Source organism: Xanthomonas sp. XNM01 (assembly GCF_014851915.1).
Taxonomy (GTDB): Bacteria; Pseudomonadota; Gammaproteobacteria; order Xanthomonadales; family Xanthomonadaceae; genus Pseudoxanthomonas.
On sequence record NZ_JACVAP010000001.1, the window covers coordinates 632,826 to 656,342 of the forward strand.

20 protein-coding genes are annotated in these 23,517 nt (G+C 69.9%); 13 read left to right on the forward strand and 7 right to left on the reverse strand.

The genetic code is table 11. The annotated features are described in order from the left end of the window. Window positions 1–112 precede the first annotated feature (112 nt). Complete coding sequence (locus IB242_RS02785; protein WP_225540151.1) at window positions 113–1,702, forward strand: M20/M25/M40 family metallo-hydrolase; 1,590 nt, start codon at window positions 113–115, stop codon at window positions 1,700–1,702. 303 nt (window positions 1,703–2,005) lie between these two features. On the opposite strand, the gene nth is transcribed toward IB242_RS02785, so the two are convergent. From nth to IB242_RS02800, 3 genes are read right to left on the reverse strand one after another with little or no spacing between them, the layout of a single operon-like run. Next, the gene (gene nth / locus IB242_RS02790) at window positions 2,006–2,728 is read right to left on the reverse strand and encodes an endonuclease III (protein WP_192275679.1); all 723 of its coding nucleotides are present in this window, start codon (window positions 2,726–2,728) and stop codon (window positions 2,006–2,008) included. Further along, entirely contained in the window at window positions 2,725–3,123 is a 399-nt protein-coding gene (locus IB242_RS02795; RefSeq protein WP_225539972.1) for a hypothetical protein, read from the reverse strand. Before IB242_RS02795 ends, nth begins: the two co-directional genes overlap by 4 nt. A gap of 11 nt (window positions 3,124–3,134) precedes the next feature. Beyond that, window positions 3,135–3,920: an enoyl-CoA hydratase-related protein gene (locus IB242_RS02800; protein WP_192275681.1), complete on the reverse strand. Its 786-nt coding sequence runs from the start codon at window positions 3,918–3,920 to the stop codon at window positions 3,135–3,137. Window positions 3,921–4,085: 165 nt separating this feature from the next. Between IB242_RS02800 and IB242_RS02805 the strand changes: the two genes are divergently transcribed. From IB242_RS02805 to IB242_RS02815, 3 genes are all read left to right on the forward strand, one after another. Continuing rightward, window positions 4,086–4,787 carry an FKBP-type peptidyl-prolyl cis-trans isomerase N-terminal domain-containing protein gene (locus IB242_RS02805; protein ID WP_192275683.1) on the forward strand — a complete coding sequence of 234 codons (702 nt, stop codon included), beginning with the start codon at window positions 4,086–4,088 and terminating at the stop codon, window positions 4,785–4,787. Window positions 4,788–4,877: 90 nt separating this feature from the next. Beyond that, window positions 4,878–5,720 carry a DUF1289 domain-containing protein gene (locus tag IB242_RS02810; RefSeq protein WP_192275685.1) on the forward strand — a complete coding sequence of 281 codons (843 nt, stop codon included), beginning with the start codon at window positions 4,878–4,880 and terminating at the stop codon, window positions 5,718–5,720. After that, entirely contained in the window at window positions 5,717–6,571 is an 855-nt protein-coding gene (locus tag IB242_RS02815; protein ID WP_192275687.1) for a sulfurtransferase, read from the forward strand. The genes IB242_RS02810 and IB242_RS02815 overlap by 4 nt, the downstream gene beginning before the upstream one ends. Before the next feature lie 75 nt (window positions 6,572–6,646). On the opposite strand, the gene IB242_RS02820 is transcribed toward IB242_RS02815, so the two are convergent. Next, window positions 6,647–7,423, reverse strand: a complete 777-nt coding sequence (locus IB242_RS02820) for an enoyl-CoA hydratase/isomerase family protein (protein WP_192275689.1) — start codon at window positions 7,421–7,423, stop codon at window positions 6,647–6,649. A gap of 422 nt (window positions 7,424–7,845) precedes the next feature. On the opposite strand from IB242_RS02820, the gene IB242_RS02825 reads away from it, so the two are divergent. Further along, window positions 7,846–8,748 (forward strand): universal stress protein, encoded by a 903-nt coding sequence (locus IB242_RS02825; RefSeq protein ID WP_192275691.1) that lies wholly within the window; start codon window positions 7,846–7,848, stop codon window positions 8,746–8,748. A gap of 429 nt (window positions 8,749–9,177) precedes the next feature. Here IB242_RS02825 and IB242_RS02830 read toward each other — a convergent pair whose 3' ends face one another. Beyond that, the gene (locus IB242_RS02830) at window positions 9,178–9,591 is read right to left on the reverse strand and encodes a thioesterase family protein (RefSeq protein ID WP_192275693.1); all 414 of its coding nucleotides are present in this window, start codon (window positions 9,589–9,591) and stop codon (window positions 9,178–9,180) included. Continuing rightward, window positions 9,588–12,578 (reverse strand): excinuclease ABC subunit UvrA, encoded by a 2,991-nt coding sequence (gene uvrA / locus IB242_RS02835; protein ID WP_192277660.1) that lies wholly within the window; start codon window positions 12,576–12,578, stop codon window positions 9,588–9,590. The genes IB242_RS02830 and uvrA overlap by 4 nt, the downstream gene beginning before the upstream one ends. Window positions 12,579–13,133: 555 nt before the next feature. Between uvrA and rplU the strand changes: the two genes are divergently transcribed. From rplU to cgtA, 3 genes are all read left to right on the forward strand, one after another. Beyond that, the gene (rplU, locus tag IB242_RS02840) at window positions 13,134–13,442 is read left to right on the forward strand and encodes a 50S ribosomal protein L21 (protein WP_192275695.1); all 309 of its coding nucleotides are present in this window, start codon (window positions 13,134–13,136) and stop codon (window positions 13,440–13,442) included. Between the two features lie 19 nt (window positions 13,443–13,461). Continuing rightward, window positions 13,462–13,722, forward strand: coding sequence for a 50S ribosomal protein L27 (gene rpmA / locus IB242_RS02845; RefSeq protein ID WP_192275697.1), 261 nt, complete (start codon window positions 13,462–13,464; stop codon window positions 13,720–13,722). 288 nt (window positions 13,723–14,010) lie between these two features. Further along, a complete protein-coding gene (cgtA, locus tag IB242_RS02850) occupies window positions 14,011–15,066 on the forward strand; it encodes an Obg family GTPase CgtA (RefSeq protein WP_192275699.1) in 1,056 nt (351 codons plus the stop codon). A 187-nt stretch (window positions 15,067–15,253) separates the two neighbouring features. Here cgtA and rpsT read toward each other — a convergent pair whose 3' ends face one another. After that, entirely contained in the window at window positions 15,254–15,523 is a 270-nt protein-coding gene (rpsT, locus tag IB242_RS02855) for a 30S ribosomal protein S20 (protein WP_192275701.1), read from the reverse strand. A gap of 122 nt (window positions 15,524–15,645) precedes the next feature. Between rpsT and murJ the strand changes: the two genes are divergently transcribed. The 5 genes from murJ (at window position 15,646) to ispH (ending at window position 23,089) form a co-directional block, all read left to right on the forward strand. Continuing rightward, window positions 15,646–17,253, forward strand: coding sequence for a murein biosynthesis integral membrane protein MurJ (gene murJ, locus IB242_RS02860; protein ID WP_192275703.1), 1,608 nt, complete (start codon window positions 15,646–15,648; stop codon window positions 17,251–17,253). 220 nt (window positions 17,254–17,473) lie between these two features. Continuing rightward, entirely contained in the window at window positions 17,474–18,451 is a 978-nt protein-coding gene (locus IB242_RS02865; RefSeq protein WP_192277662.1) for a bifunctional riboflavin kinase/FAD synthetase, read from the forward strand. 6 nt (window positions 18,452–18,457) lie between these two features. Next, window positions 18,458–21,304 (forward strand): isoleucine--tRNA ligase, encoded by a 2,847-nt coding sequence (ileS, locus tag IB242_RS02870; protein ID WP_192275706.1) that lies wholly within the window; start codon window positions 18,458–18,460, stop codon window positions 21,302–21,304. 208 nt (window positions 21,305–21,512) lie between these two features. After that, window positions 21,513–22,010: a signal peptidase II gene (gene lspA / locus IB242_RS02875; RefSeq protein WP_192275708.1), complete on the forward strand. Its 498-nt coding sequence runs from the start codon at window positions 21,513–21,515 to the stop codon at window positions 22,008–22,010. Window positions 22,011–22,138: 128 nt separating this feature from the next. Further along, window positions 22,139–23,089, forward strand: coding sequence for a 4-hydroxy-3-methylbut-2-enyl diphosphate reductase (ispH, locus tag IB242_RS02880; RefSeq protein WP_192275710.1), 951 nt, complete (start codon window positions 22,139–22,141; stop codon window positions 23,087–23,089). Window positions 23,090–23,517 lie beyond the last annotated feature (428 nt).

Genomic DNA, 23,517 nt, shown 5'->3' on the forward strand with positions numbered 1-23,517 from the left:
AGGCGGCACCGTTCAAGGGGCAGGGCGATCGCGTCCGCCCGTCGTTCCGCAACCCCCGGGATAGCCAGTGAAGACATCGACATCCACCCGCGTCCGCCTGCTGCAGGCGGCCCTGAGCGCCATCGTCCTGCTGCCGGCGCTGGCTTCGGCCCAGCGCACCGAACCGGTCGACCTGGACGTGGTCGCGAAGATCCGCCATGAAGCGTTCAACCGCTCGCAGGCCGCGGCCAGCCTCAAGGAGCTGACCGAAACCGTCGGCCCGCGCCTGACCAACTCGCCGGCCTACGTGCGCTCGACGGTGTGGGCGCAGGACAAGCTGCGCGGCTGGGGGCTTTCCAACGTGCACGACGAGGTCTACGACGAGGCGTTCGGGCGTGGCTGGGAGTTCCGCTCTGCCCGGATCGAGCTGATTTCGCCGCGCGAGCTGCCGATCCACGCGCTGCCCAAGGCCTGGACGCCGGGTACCGACGGTGCGGTGGAGGGCGAGGTGGTGCGGGTGTCGTTCAAGACCATCGCCGACATCGAGAAGCAGCGTGGCACGCTGCGCGGGAAGATCGTGCTGCTCGACGACGCGCGCGCCTACAAACCGTCCGACAAGCCGGACTTCCGGCGCCACGACGAGCGCACTCTCGGCGAACTGCAGACCTTCCCGGTCGCCGCCGACAGCGAGCCGGACGCGCAGGAGAAGCGGCTCGACGAGTACCGCAAGCGGCAGGCGCTGACCAGGGCGCTGAACGCGTTCTTCGAGGAGGAAGGCGTGCTGGCCACGCTGACGATCAGCTCGTGGGACAACGGCATCATCCGCGCCACCGGCGGCGGCTCGCGCAAGGCCGGCGAGCCGGTCGGCGTGACCGAGCTGGTCGTGGCCGCCGAGCACTACAACCAGCTGGTGCGCGCGGTTGAACGCAAGCAGGACGTGCGCCTGCGGGTCAACGTCGATGCGCGCTTCACCAGCGACGCCGACCTGCCGGCGACCAATGTCTTCGCCGAACTGCCGGGCACCAGCAAGGCCAACGAACTGGTGATCATCGGTGCGCACCTGGATTCCTGGCACACCGGCACCGGCGCCAGCGACAACGGTGCCGGCGTGGTGGTGATGATGGAGGCGATGCGGATCCTCAAGACCATCGGGGTCAAGCCGAAGCGCACGATCCGGATCGCGCTGTGGGGCGGCGAGGAGCAGGGTCTGCACGGTTCGGCCGGTTATGTGTCGAAGTACCTGGCCGCGTATCCGGAACCGACCGACCCGGAACAGAAGGCACTGCCGCAGTCGTTCCAGCGCGGCACCGGCCCGCTGCAGCGGATGCGCGGTTACGACCGCTTCTCGACCTACTTCAACTTCGACAACGGCACCGGCCGCATCCGTGGCATCTACGCGCAGGAGAACCACGCCGCGGTGCCGATCTTCAAGGCCTGGCTGGAGCCGTTCAACGACACCGGCGCGACCATCGTCACCACCCGCAACACCGGCAGCACCGACCACATCGCGTTCGACCGCGTCGGCCTGCCCGGTTTCCAGTTCGTGCAGGACCCGGCCGACTACTTCACCCACGTGCACCACACCCATCTGGACACCTACGACCACGTGGTGCCGGAGGACCTGAAGCAGGCCGCGGCGATCATCGCCTCGTTCGCCTACCACGCGGCGATGCGCGAAGAGCGCCTGCCGCGCAAGCCCTTCGTGGAGCGCGACGCACAGTGATGCAAGGCCGCCCGCTCCGTAGCGCGGAGCGGGCGGCGGGTAGTTCATGGGGCGCTTTCGCCAGGCGTGTTTCGAGCCTGGCCTGGCCCGGAAATCGCGGCGTCCGGCACTGCGGCGCATCCGGCCAGCCGTGCGGCCGCGGCCGCCATGCCTCGTATCGCGCATGCCGCGATGGCAGGACGGTGCGCGTGCCCGAGCAGATGTGAACGCCCGCATGGCCTGGCTGCCGTTGCCGCAGGTACGCCGGCGCTGGCTGCGCCGATGTCATCGTGGCCGGCACGCCCTGCGACGCCCGGCGTGCCGTCAGTCCCCGGCCACGCCCGGTGTCTTGTCCTTGAACCGGCACAGGTCGCGGATCACGCACTGCGGGCAGTCCGGCTTGCGCGCCTTGCACACGTAGCGGCCGTGCAGGATCAGCCAGTGATGCGCGTCGCGCATGAACTCGTCCGGGATCACCTGGACCAGGGCGTCCTCGACCACGCGCACGTCCTTGCCCGGGGCCAGACCGGTGCGGTTGGCGACACGGAAGATGTGCGTGTCCACCGCCATCGTCGGTTCGCCGAATGCGGTGTTGAGCACCACGTTGGCGGTCTTGCGGCCGACGCCGGGCAGCGCTTCCAGTGCGGCGCGGTCGCGTGGCACTTCGCCGCCATGCTGGTCGACCAGGATCCTGCACGCGGCGACGACGTTCTTCGCCTTGGCGTTGAACAGGCCGATCGTGGCGATGTAGGTCTTCAGTCCTTCTTCGCCCAGGTCGAGGATCGCCTGCGGGGTGTTCGCCACCGGGAACAGCCGCCGCGTGGCCTTGTTCACGCCCACGTCGGTGGCCTGCGCCGACAGCGTCACGGCGACCAGCAGCTCGAACGGCGAGCCGTACTCCAGCTCGGTCTTCGGGTGCGGATTGAGCTCGCGCAGCCGCTCGAACAGCGTCTGGACCTCGGCTGCATCGAGCAGGCCGGGACGGCGCCGACGCGTGCGCGTGGCGGCTTTCTTCGCGCGCGTGGCGCGCGCAGGTGCTGCGGTCATTGCGATGAACGTTCCTGGGCCCGGGCCTTGGCGCGCGCCAGGGCGGCGGCCACCGCCGGCGGCAGGGCGGGTGAAGGGGGCGGCGGGGCGGCGGTTGCCGGATCCGCCGCGCTGGCGGCGACGGCGGGCGTCCTGCCGAGCCGGCGTGCCTGGCGCTCGCGTTCGATCCGGGCCAGGCGTGCGGCGCGTGCGCGGTAGCGTTCGCGTGCAGCCCAGGCGTCGCGCAGCTGCGCCTGCATCGCGGCCAGCGGTGCATCGCGCGGCTCGGCCGGGTCGCAGGCGTACTCCATCAGGCCGTCGTCGATCGCGGCGTCGATCGCGGCGGCCTGCAGCAGCTCCAGCAGGCGCTGGCGCCGGCTGGCCTGGTCTGCGCTGGCATCGGGCGTGCGCGTCATCGCAGGCGGGCTCAGCGGTTTCGGAACTGCGGCTTGCGCTTGTCGAGGAAGGCGCTGGTGCCTTCGCGCATGTCCTCGCTGGCGAACAGCAGGCCGAACTGCGCGCTCTCGAACTGCAGCGCTTCGTCCAGGCCGCATTCGCCGCCGACGATGACCGTGTCGAGGATGCCGCGCATCGCCAGCGGCGCCGACGCGGCCAGGCGCGTGGCCAGCGCCAGGGTCTCGTGTTCGAGGTCGGCGGCCGGGACCACGCGGTTGACCAGCCCCAGCTGCAATGCCCGCTGCGCGTCGACCGGCTGACCGAGCAGACACAGCTCCAGTGCCGCGGCACGGCCCGCCAGGCGCAGCAGGCGCTGGGTACCGCCGAAGCCGGGGATCAGCCCCAGATTGATCTCGGGTTGGCCGAGCCTGGCGGTATCGGCGGCGATGCGCAGATGGCAGGCCATCGCCAGTTCGAGACCGCCACCGAGTGCGAAACCGTTCACCATTGCGATGACCGGCTTGGGCAGGCGTTCGATCCGGCGCATCAGGCGCTGGCCGAGCAGCGAGAACTCGCGCCCGTCCAGTGCGTTCAGCGTGTTCATCTCGGCGATGTCGGCGCCGGCGACGAAGGCCTTGGCACCGCTGCCGGTCAACACCACCACGTGGATCGACGGATCGGCCGCGGCGGCGCCGAAGGCGGCGTCCAGGGCGTCCAGCGTGGCCCGGTTCAATGCGTTCAGCTTGTCCGGCCGATCGACGGTGAGGAGGCGGACGCCATCGGCGTCGCGGCGGGTGACGAGGGCGGTATCCGGCATGAGGTCTCCTGATCTGCGTGAAGGCCGCGTCAAGCGGAACTTCCGGCGGTCGGAGAGTGTCCTATCCCCCGCGCCGCTTGCTGGCGGGCCGCCAGCGCGGCGGCTATCCTAGCGCGTCCGCTACCCCAGGCATCGCCTGGTACCACCCTTCCGGAGATGAGCTACATGAAGTTGCGTTCGATTGCAGTCGCCACCGCGGCCCTGGTCCTGGCAGGCAGCGCGTTCGCCCAGGACACCACGTCCGAGAAGGGCAAGCTGAGCTACTACTTCGGCTACGACTACGGCAACAACCTTGCCGAGCTGGCCGACCGTGGCGAGCAGCTGGATGTCAATTCGGTGGTCAAGGGCGTCCAGGACGCACTGGCCAAGAAGGAGCCGGCCATCAATGCAGAGCAGCTGCGTCCGGCGCTGGAAGCCTTCCAGAAGCGCGAGCAGGCCCGTGCCGAGCAGGCCAAGGCCCAGTACGAAAAGGTCGCCGGCGAGAACAAGACCCGCAGCACCCAGTTCCTGACCCAGCACAAGGCGCAGGCCGGCGTGCAGACCCTGGCCGGCGGCATCCAGTACCGCGTGCTCGAGGCCGGCAACGGCGCCAAGCCGACCCAGGCCAGCACCGTGGCCCTGGAAGTGGCCGGTCCGTATCCGTTCGGCCAGAAGCCGGAGCAGGCGCGTCCTGCCCAGCAGATCCCGGCGGTGAAGGTCAGCGAAGTCGAGATGGCGGCCATGCGCGACGTGCTGCTGCAGATGCCGGCCGGTTCGAAGTGGGAAGTGGCGCTGCCGCCGGAAAAGGCCTACGGCGCCGACCCGCGCACCCCGTTCCCGCCGAACGTGGCCGTGGTGTTCGAGATCAAGCTGGTCAGCGTCAAGTAAGTCGACGCGTCCCGCATGTCGTCACCGCTGCGCCGGCCTCGTGCCGGCGCAGTCGTTTCCGGCGCCGGGTAGCGCGCTACCCTGTGCCCCGTGTTCCATCGCCGCGCCGCTGTCGGGTCCGCCATTCCAGCCAGTGCTTCCATCGCCAGCCCCTGCATCCGCCTGTGCAGCCTCGATGCCGATCGCCGCTGCAGGGGATGCCTGCGCGGACTGGATGAGATCGCGGTCTGGTCGACGATGGCGGACGCGCAGCGCCGCACGCTGATGGAGACCGTGTTGCCCGAACGCCAGCGCCACCATCACTCCTCGCTGCTGCAGCGCCTCGCCGAAGGCGACGCGTTGCGCCGGGTGCTGCATCCGCTGCCATCGCCGCCGCAGGGGCCGGGCTGGAACCGCAGCGAACTGTCCGACCTGCTGCCGTCGTCCTCGCCGCTGGCCGAGGCCGCGGTGCTGGTCGGCCTGGTGCCGCGCGCAGACGCTGGCACCCAGGTGCTGCTGACCCTGCGCACCGACGGTCTGCGCAACCACGGCGGTCAGGTCAGCTTTCCCGGAGGCCGGATCGAGGCGGACGACGCCGACGTGGTCCAGGCCGCGCTGCGCGAAAGCCGCGAGGAGATCGCGCTGCCCGCGGCCCAGGCCGCGCCGCTGGGCTACCTGGATGCGTTCGTGACCATCAGCGGTTTCCGGGTCACTCCGGTGGTGGCGGTGGTCGATCCCGACTACGTGCCCAGGCCGCATCCGGACGAGGTCGCGGCGGTGTTCGAGGTGCCGTTCGATTACCTGATGGCGCCGGAGCACCTGCGCCAGGTCGAGATCGAGTTCCGCGGCCGCCCGCGCAGCGTGCTCGAATACGATTGGCCGCAGCACCGGATCTGGGGCGCGACCGCCGCGATCCTGTACAACCTCAGACGACGACTGGAGGAGGGAGCATGACCTGGACCACGCTGGTCGACGTACCGACGCTGGCGGCCGCGCTGCACGACCCGCAACTGCGGCTGCTGGATGCGCGCTTCGTGCTCACCGATCCGCAGGCCGGTCACGCCGCCCATGCGCAGTCGCACCTGCCCGGCGCGGCGCATGCCGATCTGGATCGCGACCTTGCCGACCTGTCGCGGACCGGCGAAGGCCGGCACCCGCTGCCCGACCCCACCGCGTTCGCCACGCGCGTCGGCGCATGGGGCATCGGTCCGGAGCACCAGGTCGTGGTCTACGACGCCGGCGACGGCAGCATGGCCGCCGCACGCGCGTGGTGGCTGCTGCGCCTGCTCGGTCACACCCGGGTGGCGGTGCTCGATGGCGGCCTGGCGGCGTGGCGCGCGGCCGGATTGCCCGAGAGCGACGCGCTGCCGGCGCTGCCGCCGTTGCCGCCGTACCCGGGCCGTTTCGACGCCGCGATGATCGCCGGGGCCGACGAGGTGCTGCAGCGCCTGCCGGAGCCGTGCGGCTGGCTGCTCGATGCACGCGGCGGCGAGCGGTTCCGCGGTGAGGTCGAGCCGATCGATCCCGTGGCCGGCCATGTGCCCGGTGCCGGCAACCGGCCGTTCGCGGCCAATCTCGTGGACGGCCGCTTCAAGGCCCCGGCGACGCTGGCGGACGAACTGCGCCCGTTGCTGCACGGGCGCGATCCGCGCGAGGTGGTGCTGATGTGCGGGTCGGGCGTCACCGCCTGCCATCTGCTGCTGGCGTTCGAACATGCCGGCCTGCACGGCGCCCGCGTCTACGCCGGCTCGTGGAGCGGCTGGATCGCCGATCCCGCACGGCCGGTGGCGACCGGCGCCGGCTGAGCGCGACCCGGACGAGCGCAGGGTGCCCCTGCGTCCGGACACGTGGAGGCGAGAGGCAGCGCTGCGCCGGGCGGGCTACTTGCCGAGCCTGGCCAGCAGCGTCCGCAACCCGGCCTGGGTATCGGGCTCGTACCAGCCCTCGACGAAGCGGTCCAGATGCAGGGTGTCCGGATGCAGCGCGTGCACCAGGTCGGCGCGGGCGATGGCGCGGGTCTGCAGCATCGGCGCGCGTGGCAGCTTCAGCAGGCCGTGCAGCCAGGCCAGGGCCTGCGGCAGCAGCTGCGCCGGTTCCACCAGTTCGTCGACCAGGCCGTACTCGAGCGCGCGGCCGGCCGGCACCATCGCGCCACTGACCATCAGCCGCTCGGCGCGATGCTGGCCGACCACGCGTCGCATCAGCCGCTGTGCGCCTTCGGGCACCGGCAGGCCGACCTGGGTCTCGTTGAGGCCGATCGCGTAGGGGCGGGCCGGATCGGGGCCGGTCGCCATCACCCGGTAATCGCAACACAGTGCGAGCACGCAGCCGCCCGCAGGCGCATGCCCGCCGATCGCGGCGACCACCGGCACCCGCGACTCGGCCAGCGCCCGTGCCGCGCCGAAGAAGGCGCCCCAGCTGTCGTGCAGCGCCTTGCGGTCCTCGCCATGCGCCATCAGGTGCGGCACGTCCAGGCCGGCGGAGAAGATACCGTCGCTGCCGGACAGGACCAGACCGTGCGCGTCGTCGCCCACCGCGGTGTCGATCGCGCCGATCAGTTCGCGGCATAGCGCGGTATCGAGCGCGTTGACCGGCGGACGGGCGAGACGGATCTCGCGGATCGGCCCGTGTTCGATGATCTGCAGGCGTGTCGGCATGTGCGGTCCCGATGGCTGGAAGGCTGCCGACATCATAGGCGCAAGCACATGCGGTGCGTTTCCCGGACGTTGCACGTCCCGGAGGATGGCTGGCTCGTCGCACCCGTTGCAGCCGACCGCGCGCACGCGTGGTGATCCAGCAGAACGAAGCCGCACGCGCTCCGTGCCGCATGTGCGGCCCGCGTGCCCGCTGCCGCGCGACCACTGCGATGCCGCGCGCCGTCGTGGTGGCACGCACTGCGCAGCCGACGATGGCGTCGCCGTGACGCGCCGTCGTCGTCGGCCGGATGCACTGCCGGTCGACGCCGATGGCGAAGCGGCGCTGGTGATGCGGAAAATTGAAAGGCCATGCGGCCGCGTGCAGGATGGGGCGAGGAGCCCGCGTCGGTCGATGGCGCGCGCATGACACGGAGCCACACCGCATGAACGACACCCTCTGGAGCGCCGACCCTCCGCACACCATCCTCCTGGCGACCGACCTCGGCGCGCGCAGCGACCGCGCGCTGGATCGCACCGTCTGGCTGGCACGCGCGTGGAACGCGAAGCTGGTGGTGATGACGGTGATCGACGCCAATGCGGTCGAGGCGCGGCGCATCGTGCTGCGCGACCCGCCGGCCTGGTACCGGGAACAGGATCCGCAGGCGCTGGCCGCACGGCATCTGCTGGAGGACGCCTCGGCGCAGGACGTGCCGGTCGAGGTGCGGGTGGAGCAGGGCGAGGCGGTCGAACGGATCCTGGCGGTCGCCGCGCAGATCGACGCCGGCCTGATCGTCACCGGCGTCGCGCGCTACGAGGCGCTGGGCCGGGTCGCGCTCGGGTCCACCGTCGACCGGCTGGTGCGGCGCTCGCCGCGGCCGGTGCTGGTGGTGCGTCAGCGCACCCGCGGCGGCTATCGGCGCATGGTGGCGGCCAGCGACTGGTCCGATTCCTCGCGCGAGGCGCTGCGTGCCGCGACCACGCTCTTTCCCGATCTCGGCGTGGACCTGCTGCATGGTCTGGAGGTACCGCGGCTGGGCATGCTCGATGCGACGCGCGACGCGGTGCTCGACACCGCACTGGCGCAGGCACGCGCCGATGGCGAGGCCTTCATCGCCGGCTGCCACCCGCCCGGTGGTGCCAGCCGGATCACGTTGCTGGTCGAGCGTGGCGACCCGGCCGTGCTGTTGCCGCTGTACGCCGAGCAGTTTCCGGTGGATCTGGCCGTGGTCGGCACGCACGGCCGCAGCGCGTTGTTCGACATCGTGCTGGGCAGCACCGCCCTGCGCCTGCTGGACGTCTCGCCGCTCGACACGCTGGTGGTGCGCGACCCGCGCGCGCGCTCATGAGCCCGGCCGCAAGGCTGCAGCACTTCCTGGCCTCCAGCGGATGACCGGGCGTGGTGCTCGCCATCCGCGCGCATCCTGCGGCGGAAATGGCTGAGGACCAGTCAGCCTGCGGAGGAGTGGGCCTGCCCGCGACCATCGAGCGCCCGTGCGACCGATCCATGACCGGCCCGGCGTGTGCCGACAGGGCGGCTCCCGCCGGTGCGGTGGGTGATCCGGACGACCGGTGGTGGGGAGCGGCTTGCCCGCGCTTCCCGTCCGCTTTGCCGTGGACAGCGCATGACTGCACGGTGCGCGGCAGTCGCCGCCAGGCCAGCGCCTGCGGGGACGTGACCCGTGTCCATGGAGACGGGTCCGCCCGACATCGTCCGTCATCGCGCGCCTGGCGCCACGACGTCGTTGCCAGCGTGGCGTGCGGCGCGTGCCGGTGCTTCAGCTCGACGCGCTGCGGATCGCGTCCGGCAGCGGCGCGCTCCTGCCGGTCTGCGTGTCCATCCAGACCACGACCACGTTGCCGTCCGAATACAGCACGGCGTCGTCCCGCTGGTCGACGATGCGGTGGCCAATGGTCACGCTGCTGTTGCCCAAGCGCTCGACGAACAGTTCGACGACGATGTCGTTCGGCCATACGATCGGGCGCTTGTAGTTGACGTTGGTCGCGGCCACGACCGGGGCGATCCGGTCGTTCATCGACACGCCCGGCACGCCCAGCATCCAGCGCACGCGCGCCTCTTCCAGGTACGAGATGTACTTGGCGTTGTTGACGTGGCCCATGCTGTCCATGTCGCGCCAGCGCACGCTGATCGGGACGCGGGCGAGGATCTTCGGCGTTGCGGCGTCGGTCACTTGGCGGCCTTCTTCTTGGTTGCCGTGGTCTTCTTGGTCGCGGACTTGCGTGGCGGCAGCGCGTCGGGCTTGTTCGCGACCGCGGCCGGCTTGCTGCCCTTGGCCGCCTTGCTGGCCGGCAGCAGCTTGGCGAGGAAGCGACCCGTGTGCGACTGCGGATGCGCGGCCACGTCTTCCGGCGTGCCGGTGACCAGGATCCGGCCGCCCCGGTGGCCACCTTCCGGACCCAGGTCGATGACCCAGTCGGCGGTCTTGATCACATCCAGGTTGTGCTCGATCACGACCACGGTGTTGCCCTCGTCGCGCAGCTTGTGCAGCACGCCGAGCAGGGCTTCGATATCGTGGAAGTGCAGGCCGGTGGTCGGCTCGTCGAGGATGTACAGCGTGCGTCCGGTATCGCGACGCGACAGTTCCTTGGACAGCTTCACGCGCTGCGCTTCGCCGCCGGACAGTGTGGTCGCGCTCTGGCCCAGTTTGACGTAGCTCAGGCCCACATCGACCAGGGTCTCCAGCTTGCGTGCGATCGCCGGCACCGGCTCGAACAGCCGCAGCGCATCCTCGATCGTCATGTCCAGCACGTCGTGGATGCTGTGGCCCTTGTACAGGATGTCCAGCGTCTCGCGGTTGTAGCGCTTGCCGTGGCAGACATCGCAGGGCACGTACACGTCCGGCAGGAAGTGCATCTCGACCTTGATCAGGCCATCGCCCTGGCAGGCTTCGCAGCGGCCGCCGCGCACGTTGAAGCTGAAGCGGCCCGGCGAGTAGCCGCGCGCGCGCGCTTCGGGCACCTGCGCGTACAGCTCGCGCAACGGGGTGAACAGGCCGGTGTAGGTGGCCGGGTTCGAGCGCGGGGTGCGGCCGATCGGCGACTGGTCGATGTCCACGACCTTGTCGAACAGGTCCAGGCCGTCGACCTTGTCGTGCGGCGCGACCGTGTGCGAGGCGCCGTTGATCTCGTTCGCCGCCAGGGTGAACAGGGTGTCGTTGATCAGGGTCGACTTGCCCGAGCCGGACACGCCGGTGACGCAGGTCAGCAGCCCGGCCGGGATGTCCAGATCGACGCCCTTGAGGTTGTTGCCGCGCGCGCCGCGCAGGTGCAGCGTCATCTTCGGATTCGGTTTGTGCCGCAGCTTCGGGATCTCGATCTGGCGCTTGCCCGACAGGTACTGGCCGGTCAGCGAGCGCGGCGAGGCGAGGATGTCCTTCAGCGTGCCCTGTCCGACGATCTCGCCGCCGTGCACGCCCGCGCCCGGGCCGATGTCCAGCACGTGGTCGGCCAGGCGGATCGCATCCTCGTCGTGCTCGACCACGATCACCGTGTTGCCGAGGTCGCGCAGCCGCGTCAGCGTGCCGAGCAGGCGCTCGTTGTCGCGCTGGTGCAGGCCGATCGACGGCTCGTCCAGCACGTACATCACGCCGACCAGGCCCGCGCCGATCTGCGAGGCCAGGCGGATGCGCTGGGCTTCGCCGCCGGACAGGGTGTCGGCCTTGCGTTCCAGGGTGAGGTAGTCGAGGCCCACGTCGACCAGGAAGCCGAGCCGCTCGTTGATCTCCTTGACGATCTTGCTGGCGATCTCGCCGCGCCAGCCGACGAGGTTGAGGTTGCCGAAGAAGGCCAGGGCTTCGTCCACCGGCAGCACCACCAGCGAGGGCAGGGCGCGGTCGGCGACGAACACGTTGCGGGCCGAGCGGTTCAGGCGCGCGCCGCCGCAGTCAGGGCACGGCCGCTGGCTGATGTACTTGGACAGCTCCTCGCGCACCGCCGGCGACTCGGTCTCGCGGTAGCGGCGCTCGAGGTTGTTGATGATGCCTTCGAAGCGGTGCTTGCGCTGGCTGCGACCACCGGCCTCGGTCAGGTAGGCGAAGCTGATCTGCTCGTCCCCGCTGCCGTACAGCACGGCCTGCTGCACGCGCTCGGGCAGCGAGCTCCAGGGCGCGTCGACGTCGAACTTGTAATGCTTGGCCAGCGAGGCGATCAGCTGGAAGTAATAGGCGTTGCGGCGGTCCCAGCCGCGCACCGCGCCTGCCGCCAGCGACAGCTCCGGATGTGCGACCACGCGCGCCGGGTCGAAGAACTCGGCCACGCCCAGCCCGTCGCAGGTCGGGCAGGCGCCCATCGGCGCGTTGAACGAGAACAGGCGCGGTTCCAGCTCCGGCAGCGCGTAGTCGCAGACCGGGCAGGAGTACTTGGACGAGAACAGCAACGTCGTCGCGTCGGCCGCTCCCGGCGTCCTGCCTCCCGCGGCACTCGCGCTGTCCTGCGCGGCGTCCAGCGACATCACCGCGGCCATGCCGTCACCGAGTTTCAGCGCGGTCTCGAACGATTCGGCCAGGCGCTGCTTGATGTCCTCGCGCGGGCGGAAGCGGTCGATCACCGCCTCGATCGTGTGCTTCTGGCGCAGGGCCAGGGTCGGCACCGCGTCGATCTCGTACAGCTCGCCGTTGACCCGCACGCGCACGAAACCCTGCGCGCGCAGCTGCTCGAACACCTGGGCGTGCTCGCCCTTGCGGTCGCGCACCACCGGCGCCAGCAGCATCCAGCGCTGTTCGGGATCCAGAGCCAGCACCTGGTCGACCATCTGGCCGACGGTCTGCGCCTCCAGCGGATAGCCGTGGTCGGGGCAGCGCGGCGTGCCGACGCGTGCGTACAGCAGGCGCAGGTAGTCGTAGATCTCGGTGATCGTGCCGACGGTCGAACGCGGATTGTGCGAGGTCGACTTCTGCTCGATCGAGATCGCCGGGCTCAGGCCCTCGATGTGGTCGACGTCGGGCTTCTCCATCACGCTGAGGAACTGGCGCGCGTACGCAGACAGCGACTCGACGTAGCGCCGCTGTCCTTCCGCGTAGATGGTGTCGAACGCCAGCGACGACTTGCCGGACCCGGACAGGCCGGTGATCACGATCAGCTTGTCGCGTGGAAGGTCGAGGTCGAGGTTCTTGAGGTTGTGTGTCCGCGCGCCGCGGATCTTGATGCTGTCCATCAGTATGGGGGTCTGCGGAAGCGAATAGGCCAGCCTAGCGATTGCCCGATTTGGGGGCAATGACCCCGGATGCAAGCCGGGCAGGAGGTGACGGCTTCAGCCGTCGGCCGGCACCGGTCAGCGCGCTCCGGGTGGACGCCCGGCCAGGCCGGAGCATCACCGGCACCCGGATTCGACCCGGCTGCAGAAGGCGGCATCGGAGCGGCGCCGGTCCGCACCCGTCGCGGGCAGGTGGCTTCCGGATCGAGCCTCGTCCCCGCTTGGCGTCCGCCGATGTCCGTGCGCAGCGGCTCGGCTGCCCGTCACGTCAGGCGGGTGATCCGGTGACGCGACGGAGTTCTCGCAGCGATGTGATCGGGAGCGTCGGCGCCGGAATTCCGCAGTCGGCTCCGGGCCGGCGGCGCGCCCTGCGGACGCAGGCAGGTGGCAGGGCGTGGCCGCACACTCCGGGCCGGATCTCGGGGTGACTTGACCCGGACGCGCCCTGTGGATAAGATTCCGCTTCTGTCCGTCCCGAAGAGGGCGGCAGCGACCACAATAACAACAGAGGAATGCCTGGTCATGTACGCAGTTCTGGTCACCGGCGGTAAGCAATACCGCGTCGCACAGGGCGAAACCCTGCGCGTTGAGAAGCTCGAGGCCGATGCCGGCAGCGAGATCAAGTTCGACAACGTCCTGCTGCTCGGCGATGCCGACGGCATCAAGGTCGGCGATGCGCTCAAGGGCGCTTCGGTCACCGCCAAGATCGTCGGCCACGGCCGCGCGGACAAGATCCGGATCATCAAGTTCCGCCGCCGCAAGCACCACATGAAGCGGCAGGGTCACCGTCAGTACTACACCGAAATCGAAATCACCGGCATCGCCGGTTAATTGCTAAGGAGAATTCGTCATGGCACATAAAAAGGGCGTAGGCTCCTCGCGCAACGGCCGCGATTCCAACCCGAAGTATCTGGGCGTCAAGATCTTCGGCGGCCAGGTCGTCGAGGCGGGCAACATCATCGTGCGTCAGCGCGGCACCCAGTTCCACCCGGGCGCAGGCGTCGGCCTGGGTCGCGACCACACCCTGTTCGCGCTGGTCGACGGCAAGGTCGAGTTCGGTGTGAAGGGTGCGCAGAAGCGTCGCACCGTCAGCGTGGTCGTCGAGGCCTGATCCTCGCGCCAGCGTTGTACCGGAGAGCCCCGCGCGATGCGGGGCTTTTCGTTTCGGGCGCATCGCTTCGGCGGGTGCGCCCGCCGCCCGCCTTCGTGGCGGCGGCATCCGGTACGGCCTGCGGGCCGCATCGATCGCGGGGTGGGGTGGCGCTGCATCTGGCGCGCCCGTCTCCTATTCTTGGTCCTGGCAGGTGCATCCCGTTCCGTTGCCGCCAGGGTCCGCAGTGTCAGTGGGCGTGCCGCGCCGATGCGCAGGGCTGCCCACCCCAATCGGTTGCATACGACGATGAAGCTCGTTGACGAAGTCGAAATCACGGTGACCGCCGGCAATGGCGGCAACGGTTGCGTCGGATTCCGGCGCGAGAAGTTCATTCCGCTCGGTGGCCCCGATGGCGGCGATGGCGGCAACGGCGGCAGCGTCTGGCTGGTGGCCGACGAGAATCTCAACACGCTGGTCGACTTCCGCCATGAGCGTTCGTTCCGTGCGCAGCGCGGCGAGAACGGCATGGGCCGGCAGATGTACGGCAAGGGTGGCGAGGACAAGGTCATCACCGTGCCGGTGGGCACCGTGGTCACCAATGTCGAGACCGACGAGGTGATCGGCGACCTGATCCGTCACGGCGACCGCCTGCTGGTGGCGCGCGGCGGCAAGGGTGGCCTCGGCAACATGCACTTCAAGAGCTCGGTCAACCGTGCGCCGCGGCAGGCGACGCCGGGCGAGCAGGGCGAGCAGCGCGAACTGCGGATGGAGCTGAAACTGCTGGCCGATGTCGGCCTGCTGGGCTTCCCGAACGCGGGCAAGAGCACCTTCATCCGCGCCGTGTCCGCGGCGACGCCGAAGGTGGCCGACTATCCGTTCACCACGCTGTATCCGAACCTGGGCGTGGTCAGCATCGAGGCGCACCGCAGCTTCGTGATCGCCGACATCCCCGGCCTGATCGAGGGTGCGGCCGATGGTGCGGGCCTGGGTGCGCAGTTCCTGCGCCACCTGCAGCGCACCCGCGTGCTGCTGCACCTGGTCGACATCTCGCCGATGGAAGGTGGTGTGGAGGGCATTTCGCCGGTCGAGCAGGTGCGTGCGATCGAGCGTGAACTCGGCAAGCACGATCCCGAGCTGCTGGCCAAGCCGCGCTGGCTGGTGCTGAACAAGGCCGACCTGATGTTCGAGGACGAGGCGAAGGTGGCGGCCGAACAGATCGTGGCCGAACTGGGCTGGGATCAGCCCTGGTACCTGGTCTCCGCGCTGGGGCGTGAAGGCACCTGGCCGATCATGCGCGAGATCATGACGTTCTTCGACCAGCTCAAGCAGGCCGAGCTCGAGGCGGCGCAGGATGCGGGCTGAGGTGGCGGGCGACGTTGCCGGGGATCCGGGCGGCCGTGCGCACAGGCGCGCGGTCGTGCCCGAGCGCGTGCACCGCGGGCATGCCGGAGCAGTCCGGGCCCGGATGATGCAGACGACGAAAAGCCCGGCCATGGCCGGGCTTTTCAGTCGTGCGATCCGGTGCGCCGGCAGGGCCGGCGCAGCAGCATCAGGCGGCCTTGATGGCCTTGATGCGTGCGGTCAGGCGGCTCTTGTGGCGGGCAGCCTTGTTCTTGTGGATCAGACCACGCGAGCTGAAGCGGTCCAGGATCGGCTGGGCGACGGCGAAGGCCGCCTCGGCGCCAGCGGCGTCGTTGGCGTCCAGGGCCTTGAGGACCTTCTTGACGGCGGTGCGGAGCTGCGAACGCTGGGCAGCGTTGCGGGCGTTGCGCACGACCGTCTGCTTGGCGCGCTTCTTGGCGGACTTGATATTGGCCACGGCGGTGGATTCCTAGAAAAACGTTACGAAAACGGTATGGTGGAGATAAGCGAACGCGAAATTATGGGGGATTCAATGGTTTGCGTCAACCGCCCCTGGGCGGTCCGGCCGGAGGGCATCCGATGAGCGGTCCGCGGCTGCTGCGCTCGGCCTCGATCTTCAGCGCGATGACCTTCCTGTCGCGCATTTCCGGCCTGGTCCGCGACCAGGTCTACGCGCAGGTGTTCGGTGCCAGCGCGGCGATGGATGCGTTCTTCATCGCGTTCCGCATCCCGAACTTCATGCGGCGGCTCTCGGCCGAGGGCTCGTTCTCGATGGCCTTCGTGCCGGTGCTGGCGGAGTACAAGGAAAAGTACGGCCACGCCGAGGTCAAGGCACTGGTCGACCGGGTCGCCGGCGCACTGCTGGCGGCGCTGCTGGTGGTGACCGCGATCGTGCTGCTTGCCGCGCCGTGGATCGCGCGGTCGATCGCGCCGGAGATCGGCGACGAGCACCAGCAACTGCTCACCGAGCTGCTCCGGATCACCTTCCCCTATGCGTTGTTCATCTCGCTGGCCTCACTGGCCGGCGGCATCCTCAACAGCTACCGGCAGTTCGCGATTCCGGCGCTGTCGCCGGTGTTGATGAACCTGTCGATGATCGCCGCCGCGCTCGGCCTGACCGGCGTCATGGATGGTTCTGTGATGGCGCTGGGCTGGGGCGTGTTCGCTGCCGGCGTACTGCAGCTGGGCTTCCATCTGCCATCGCTGGCCCGGCTGGGGCTGCTGCCGCGGCCGCGCTGGGACATCGCCCACGCGGGCGTGCGCCGGATCATGACCCTGATGGTGCCGACGCTGTTCGGTTCGTCGGTGGTCCAGTTCAACCTGCTGTTCAACACCTGGGTCGCGGCCTTCCTGCTGACCGGCAGCGTCAGCTGGCTGTACTACAGCGATCGCCTGCTGGAATTCCCGCTGGGGATGTTCGGCGTGGCGATCGGCACCGTGATCCTGCCGCACCTGTCATCGCGGCATGCCGCCAGCGATCCGGCCGGCTATTCGCGCGGCCTGGACTGGGGCTTCCGCCTGTGCGTGCTGATCGGGGTGCCGGCGATGCTGGGCCTGATCCTGTGCGCGCAGCCGCTGATCGCCACGCTGTTCCAGTACGGCCGGTTCAGCGAGTTCGATGCGCGCATGGCCAGCTGGAGCCTGATCGCGCAGTCCACCGCGGTGCCGGCCTTCCTGCTGGTCAAGGTGCTGGCGCCGGCGTTCTACTCGCGCCAGGACACGCGCACGCCGGTACGCGCGGCGGTGGTGTCGGTGCTGGTGAACGCCCTGGCGACGCTGCTGCTGTTCGTGGCCGCGCTGTATGGCACCGACATCGGGCGCGCGGCGCTCGACAGCCAGGCCGGTTTCCGTGCGGCGCTCGGCAGCGTGCCGGGCATGCATGCGCTGCTGGCGCTGGCGATCGCCATCGCCGGCTGGACCAATGCGCTGCAGCTGGGCTGGTATCTGCGCCGTGCCGGGGTCTATCAGCGGCAGCCGGGCTGGGGGCGCCTGCTGCGCCAGGTGCTGCTGGCCGGCGCCGCACTGGTCGTGGTGGTGCTGGCGCTGCGCGGAGTGTGGCCGGACTGGAGCGCCTGGGCCTGGTGGCAGCGTGGCCTGCGGCTGGGTGCGCTGGTTGGTGCGGGGGCCGCGGCGTACGCGGGGCTGCTATGGCTGCAGGGCCTGCGCCCGCGCGATCTGCGCGCGTGAACGCCTGTCCGGCCGCATCCCCGGCACCGGCACTGCACGCCGGAGACGGGCGGGCTTCCCGGTCGGCGCGGGGTGGGCCGGGCGATGCCCATGGCCGGGCGGTGCGCTGGCGCATGGCAGGGCGGCAAGGCCGGCTATACTCCCCGGTTCTCCCGGGCCCGGCGGAACGTCTCGTCGTGGCCGCCGGTAGCGATCCGAGACGATGAACGACAGGCGAGTGATGACCAGGCTGTTCCGGGATGTCGACGGCGGGCTTCTGTGCCCGGGCGGCAGCGTGGTCTGCATCGGCGCGTTCGACGGCCTGCATCTGGGGCACCGTGCGCTGGCAGGGCAGGCGGTTTCGCGCGCACAGGCGCTGGGCCTGCCGGCGGTGGCGCTGAGTTTCGAGCCGCTGCCGCGCGAGTTCTTCGCCCGCGAAACGCCGCCGCCGCGGCTGACCCTGCCGCGCGGCAAGATCCAGGCGCTGGCCGGGTTGGGCATCGATACGCTGGGCCTGCTGCGGTTCGACGCGGCGCTGGCGGCGATGAGCGCCGGGGACTTCGTTCAGCGCGTGCTGGTCGGGCGGCTGGCGGCGCGCGAGGTCTGGATCGGCCCTGAGTTCCGCTTCGGCCATCGTCGTGGCGGCGACCTGGCCCTGCTGCAGGCGCTGGGCGCCACGCATGGTTTCACCGCCAACGAGATCGCGCCGGTGGCGCTGGCCGGCGAGCGCGTCTCCAGCACCCGGATCCGCGAGGCGCTGCTGGGCGGCGATTTCGATCGCGCCGCCGCTCTGCTTGGACGCCCGTACAGCATTGGTGGGCGCGTGGTGCGCGGGCGCCAGCTCGGCCGCACGCTGGGCTTCCCGACCGCCAACCTGCGCTTCCCGAAGACGCCGGCGCTGGCCGGCATCTACGCCACCCGCGTGCATGGCATCGACGCGCGGCCGTGGCCGTCGGTGTCCAGCTTCGGCACCCGGCCGACCGTGGACGGCGTCGAGCCGCTACTGGAAGCGCATCTGTTCGACTTCGCCGGCGACCTGTACGGGCGCCACATCGAGGTCGAATTCGTCGCGAAACTGCGCGACGAAGAAAAATTCCCCGACCTGCCCAGCCTGACCGCGCAGATGCAGCGCGACGCGGAGCTGGCCCGTCGCATCCTGTCCGCCGATGCGGGAACGCCTGCATCGCTCCGCACACCCGACGCCGTCGCACACCGGTAGAGTCCCGTGACCCAAGATTACAAAGCCACCCTCCATCTGCCGGCGACGGATTTCCCGATGCGCGGCGACCTGCCCAAGCGCGAGCCGGACACCCTGGCGCGCTGGGAAGCCGACGGTTTCTATGCGCAGCTGCGCGCCAACGCCAAGGGCCGGCCGCTGTTCGTGCTGCACGACGGCCCGCCGTATGCGAACGGTGCGATCCATCTTGGCCACGCGGTCAACAAGATCCTCAAGGACATCATCGTCAAGTCGAAGTACCTGGCCGGCTTCGATGCGCCATACGTGCCGGGCTGGGACTGCCACGGCCTGCCGATCGAGATCGCGATCGAGAAGAAGTGGGGCAAGGTCGGGGTCAAGCTCGACGCGACCGAGTTCCGACAGAAGTGCCGCGAGTACGCCGAGGCGCAGATCGAAATCCAGCGCCGCGACTTCAAGCGCCTGGGCGTGATCGGCGACTGGGACAACCCGTACAAGACGCTGAACTTCCGCTTCGAGGCCGACGAGATCCGCGCGCTGTCCAAGGTCGTCGCCAACGGCCACCTGAGCCGTGGCGTGAAGCCGGTGCACTGGTGCTTCGACTGCGGCTCGGCGCTGGCCGAGGCCGAGATCGAGTACCAGGACAAGGAGTCGCCGGCGGTCGATGTGGCCTATGCGGCGCGCGATGCGCGCGACGTGGCCGTCGCGTTCGGCGTCGAGCTGCCGGCCGATGTCGAGGTCGCGGTACCGATCTGGACCACCACGCCGTGGACGCTGCCGGCCTCGCTGGCCGTGTCGCTCGGTGCGGGCATCGAGTACGCGCTGGTCGAAGGCCCGGCGCATGCCGGTCGCCGTCGCTGGCTGGTGCTGGCCGACGCGCTGGCCGAGCGCGCGCTGCAGCGCTACGGCGTGACCGATCTGGTCGTGCATGGCCGCGTGCAGGGCGCGGCGCTGGAAGGCAGGCGCTTCGCCCATCCGTTCTACGATGAGCGCGATATCCCGGTGCTGCTCGGCGATCACGTGTCCGACGAGGACGGCACCGGCGCGGTCCACACCGCTCCCGGCCACGGCCAGGAGGACTACGTGGTCAGCCGCCAGTACGGCCTGATCGACCAGTACAGCGCGGCCCAGCTCAATCCGGTCGATGGCCGCGGCGTGTACCTGCCGTCGACCCCGGCCGCGCACGGCGTTGCGCTGGCCGGCCAGCACATCTGGAAGGCCAACGACGTCATCATCGAGGTGCTGCGCGCCAGTGGCGCACTGCTGGCCGCGAGCAGGCTGACCCACAGCTACCCGCACTGCTGGCGGCACAAGACGCCGATCGCGTTCCGCGCCACGCCGCAGTGGTTCATCTCGATGGAGCAGGCCAACCTGCGCGCCGATGCGCTGAAGGCCATCGAGCAGGTGAAGTGGTACCCGGAATGGGGCCAGGCCCGCATCGCCGGCATGGTCGAGGGCCGCCCGGACTGGACGATCTCGCGCCAGCGCACCTGGGGCGTGCCGATCGCGCTGTTCGTGCACCGCGAAACCGGCGAGCCGCATCCGCGCAGCGTCGAACTGATGCGGCAGGTGGCCGACCGGGTGGAGCAGGGCGGCATCGACGTCTGGTACGCGCTGGATGCGGCCGAGCTGCTCGGCGACGAGGCGGCCGACTACGACAAGATCACCGACATCCTCGATGTCTGGTTCGACTCCGGCGTCACCCACGAGGGCGTGCTGCTGGAGCGTGGCTTCGGCAAGCCGGCCGACCTGTACCTGGAAGGCTCGGACCAGCATCGCGGCTGGTTCCAGTCCTCGCTGCTGACCGGCGTGGCGATCGACAAGGCGGCGCCGTACAGGCAGTGCCTGACCCACGGTTTCACCGTGGACGAGCACGGCCGCAAGATGTCCAAGTCGCTGGGCAACGGCATCGAGCCGCAGGACATCATGAAGACGCTGGGCGCGGACATCCTGCGCCTGTGGATCGCCTCGGCCGACTACAGCAACGAGATGTCGCTGTCGCAGGAGATCCTGAAGCGCAACGCCGACGCCTACCGCCGCATCCGCAACACCGCGCGCTTCCTGCTGGGCAACCTGCACGGCTTCGACCCGGCCGCGCACCTGCGTCCGCTGGAGGACATGGTTGCGCTGGACCGCTGGATCGTGCACCGCGCGTACGAGGTGCAGGAGAAGATCAAGGCCGCCTACGAGCGCTACGACTTCGCCACCATCGTGCAGGCCCTGCTGAACTTCTGCAGCGTCGACCTGGGCTCGCTGTACCTGGACGTGACCAAGGACCGGCTGTACACGATGGCCGAGGACTCGCGCGGCCGCCGCAGTGCGCAGAGCGCGATGTACCACATCGCCGAGGCGTTCGTGCGCTGGATCGCGCCGGTGCTCAGCTTCACCGCCGAGGAGCTGTGGGGCTTCCTGCCCGCCTCGACCGCAACTGGTCCGCGCGTGGGCAACGTGTTGTTCGCCACCTGGTACGAAGGCCTGGCGCCGCTGCCGGCCGGCGCCGACCTGGCCGCGGCCGACGTCGACCGTCTGCTGGCGCTGCGCGAACAGGTCGCCAAGGTGCTGGAACCGATGCGCGCCAATGGCCAGATCGGTGCGGCGCTGGAAGCGGAGATCGAGATCTCGGCCGATGCGGTCACCGCCGCGCGCTGGCAGCCGCTGGCGGAGGAACTGCGATTCCTGTTCATCAGCGGCGACGTCACGGTCAAGCCGGTCGATGCCGACGAAGTGTTCGTGCTGGCCAAGCCGACGACCAAGCCCAAGTGCGTGCGCTGCTGGCACTACCGCGCCGACGTCGGCAGCGTGGCCGCGCATCCGGAGCTGTGCGGACGCTGCGCGAGCAACGTCGACGGCGCGGGCGAGGACCGCCGCTGGTTCTGATCGTGCGGCGCCCTGCGGTCGCGGCCTGTTCCGTGCATGGCGCAGCGGGTGCCGCCTGCCGCTTCGGCAGCGGGCGGCGTACCGCGCAGGCATGCATCTCGCGCCCTCCCGCACACCGGCCGATCCGCTTTCCGGCACGCGCCTTCCACACGGGTGGGGCGATGCTCCGCCACCGCAGCAACGTTCCGCAGCATCAAGGTGATCCGACGTGAGTGAACGCCCCAACCCCAATGCGCTGATCTGGCTGATCCTGTCGGTCGTGGTGATCGGCCTGGATCAGTGGACCAAGGCCTGGGTGCTGTCCAGCCTGCCCGAGTACACCGCGATCCCGGTGATCGAGGGCTTCTGGAACTGGTACCGCACCTACAACACCGGCGCGGCCTTCAGTTTCCTGAGCAATGCAGGCGGCTGGCAGCTGTGGTTCTTCAGCATCCTGGCCTTCGCCATCAGCGGCCTGCTGGCGGTGTGGCTGTCGCGTACCGCGCGTGGTGACTGGCGCCAAGCGCTGCCGTTCTCGCTGGTGATCGGCGGCGCGCTGGGCAACGTCATCGACCGGCTGATCCACGGCCACGTGATCGACTTCATCCAGTGGCACTGGCAGGACCATTACTGGCCGGCGTTCAACCTGGCCGATGCGGCGATCGTCGGCGGTGCCATCGGCATCGCCCTGTTCGGGTTTTTCCCGTCGAAGAAGCAGGACGGCTGATCCGACCGACGGCGCGCCCGCGCTGCCCCTGACGGCACCGGTCGCCTGGCCGGTGCCGCCTCCTGGTGGGACGCTGCATCGCAGCCGTTGCCGCCCCGTTGTTTCCCGCTCCGGTAGACTTGCGCCCCATGGACGTCATCCTCGCCAACCCCCGTGGCTTCTGCGCCGGCGTCGACCGCGCGATCGAGATCGTCAAGCGTGCGATCGAGACGCTGGGCGCGCCGATCTACGTGCGCCACGAAGTCGTGCACAACCGCTTCGTGGTCGACGACCTGAAGGCGCGCGGCGCGATCTTCGTCGAGGAGCTGGACGAGGTGCCTGACAGCGCCACCGTCATCTTCAGTGCGCACGGCGTCGCCAGGGCCGTACGCGAGGAGGCCGACCGGCGCGGGCTGAAGGTGTTCGACGCGACCTGCCCGCTGGTGACCAAGGTCCACTTCGAGGTGGCGCGCCATTGCCGTGCCGGCCGCGATGTGGTCCTGATCGGCCACGCCGGCCATCCGGAGGTCGAGGGCACGATGGGGCAGTGGAGCCGCGAAGGCGGGCTCGGCAACATCTACCTGGTCGAGGATATCGAAGGAGTGGCCCGGCTCGAGGTCTCGCAGCCGGAGAACGTCGCCTACACGACCCAGACCACGCTGTCGGTCGACGACACCCGCGGCATCATCGAGGCGCTGCGCGCGCGGTTCCCGGCGATGCAGGGGCCGAAGAACGACGACATCTGTTATGCCACCCAGAACCGCCAGGATGCCGTGCGCGAGCTGGCCCAGCGCTGCGATCTGGTGCTGGTGGTCGGGTCGCCGAACAGCTCCAACTCCAACCGCCTGTCCGAACTGGCCCGGCGCGAGGGCGTGGAGTCCTACCTGATCGATGGTGCGCACGAGATCGACCCGGCCTGGGTGCAGGGCAAGCGTCACATCGGCCTGACCGCCGGTGCGTCCGCGCCGCAGGTGCTGGTCGATGGCGTGATTGCGCGCCTGCGCGAGCTCGGTGCCGATGGCGTCAGCGAGCTCGACGGCGAGCCCGAATCGATGGTGTTCGCGCTGCCCAAGGAACTGCGTCTGCGTCTGGTCGGTTGAACGGCGCCCTGTCAGGGCCAACGTCCCGTTCCGCACGACGGAACATGCGGCGACGCCTCTCCCCCTGCGCGTTGCGGCCGTGATGATGGCCGCGCATCGCGCATCGCGGATCGCATCAGGCAGCATCGTGGTTGCGCCCCGCGGGCGCCGCGATCATGGGCACTGGCCTGGCTCCTCACGGCCGACCGCTGGTGAGGGCATTGGACGTCCGCCACCCTCGTGCCCCGTTCGCTGACGGGCATCGACCTGATGCGTCGTCATCGCGATGACCACAGGCCGGCTCGCCCGACGACGCGCGCCAGGGCCACCGGCAGCGGCCGGCCCCGTCGAGTCCGCCATTGCCTGCATCAGGCGCTGATCGCCACCTCGCGGGCCTCCGATCTGCGTCGGATCCGGAGCGAGCCCGCCGGCGCCATACGGAGATGGCT

Bases quoted from the DNA above. Each gene is read 5' to 3' on its own strand.
- nth (WP_192275679.1), bottom strand. From the start codon at position 2,728: ATGACCGCAGCACCTGCGCGCGCCACGCGCGCGAAGAAAGCCGCCACG.
- IB242_RS02795 (WP_225539972.1), bottom strand. From the start codon at position 3,123: ATGACGCGCACGCCCGATGCCAGCGCAGACCAGGCCAGCCGGCGCCAG.
- IB242_RS02800 (WP_192275681.1), bottom strand. From the start codon at position 3,920: ATGCCGGATACCGCCCTCGTCACCCGCCGCGACGCCGATGGCGTCCGC.
- IB242_RS02805 (WP_192275683.1), top strand. From the start codon at position 4,086: ATGAAGTTGCGTTCGATTGCAGTCGCCACCGCGGCCCTGGTCCTGGCA.
- IB242_RS02815 (WP_192275687.1), top strand. From the start codon at position 5,717: ATGACCTGGACCACGCTGGTCGACGTACCGACGCTGGCGGCCGCGCTG.
- IB242_RS02820 (WP_192275689.1), bottom strand. From the start codon at position 7,423: ATGCCGACACGCCTGCAGATCATCGAACACGGGCCGATCCGCGAGATC.
- IB242_RS02825 (WP_192275691.1), top strand. From the start codon at position 7,846: ATGAACGACACCCTCTGGAGCGCCGACCCTCCGCACACCATCCTCCTG.
- rplU (WP_192275695.1), top strand. From the start codon at position 13,134: ATGTACGCAGTTCTGGTCACCGGCGGTAAGCAATACCGCGTCGCACAG.
- rpmA (WP_192275697.1), top strand. From the start codon at position 13,462: ATGGCACATAAAAAGGGCGTAGGCTCCTCGCGCAACGGCCGCGATTCC.
- cgtA (WP_192275699.1), top strand. From the start codon at position 14,011: ATGAAGCTCGTTGACGAAGTCGAAATCACGGTGACCGCCGGCAATGGC.
- murJ (WP_192275703.1), top strand. From the start codon at position 15,646: ATGAGCGGTCCGCGGCTGCTGCGCTCGGCCTCGATCTTCAGCGCGATG.
- IB242_RS02865 (WP_192277662.1), top strand. From the start codon at position 17,474: ATGACCAGGCTGTTCCGGGATGTCGACGGCGGGCTTCTGTGCCCGGGC.
- ispH (WP_192275710.1), top strand. From the start codon at position 22,139: ATGGACGTCATCCTCGCCAACCCCCGTGGCTTCTGCGCCGGCGTCGAC.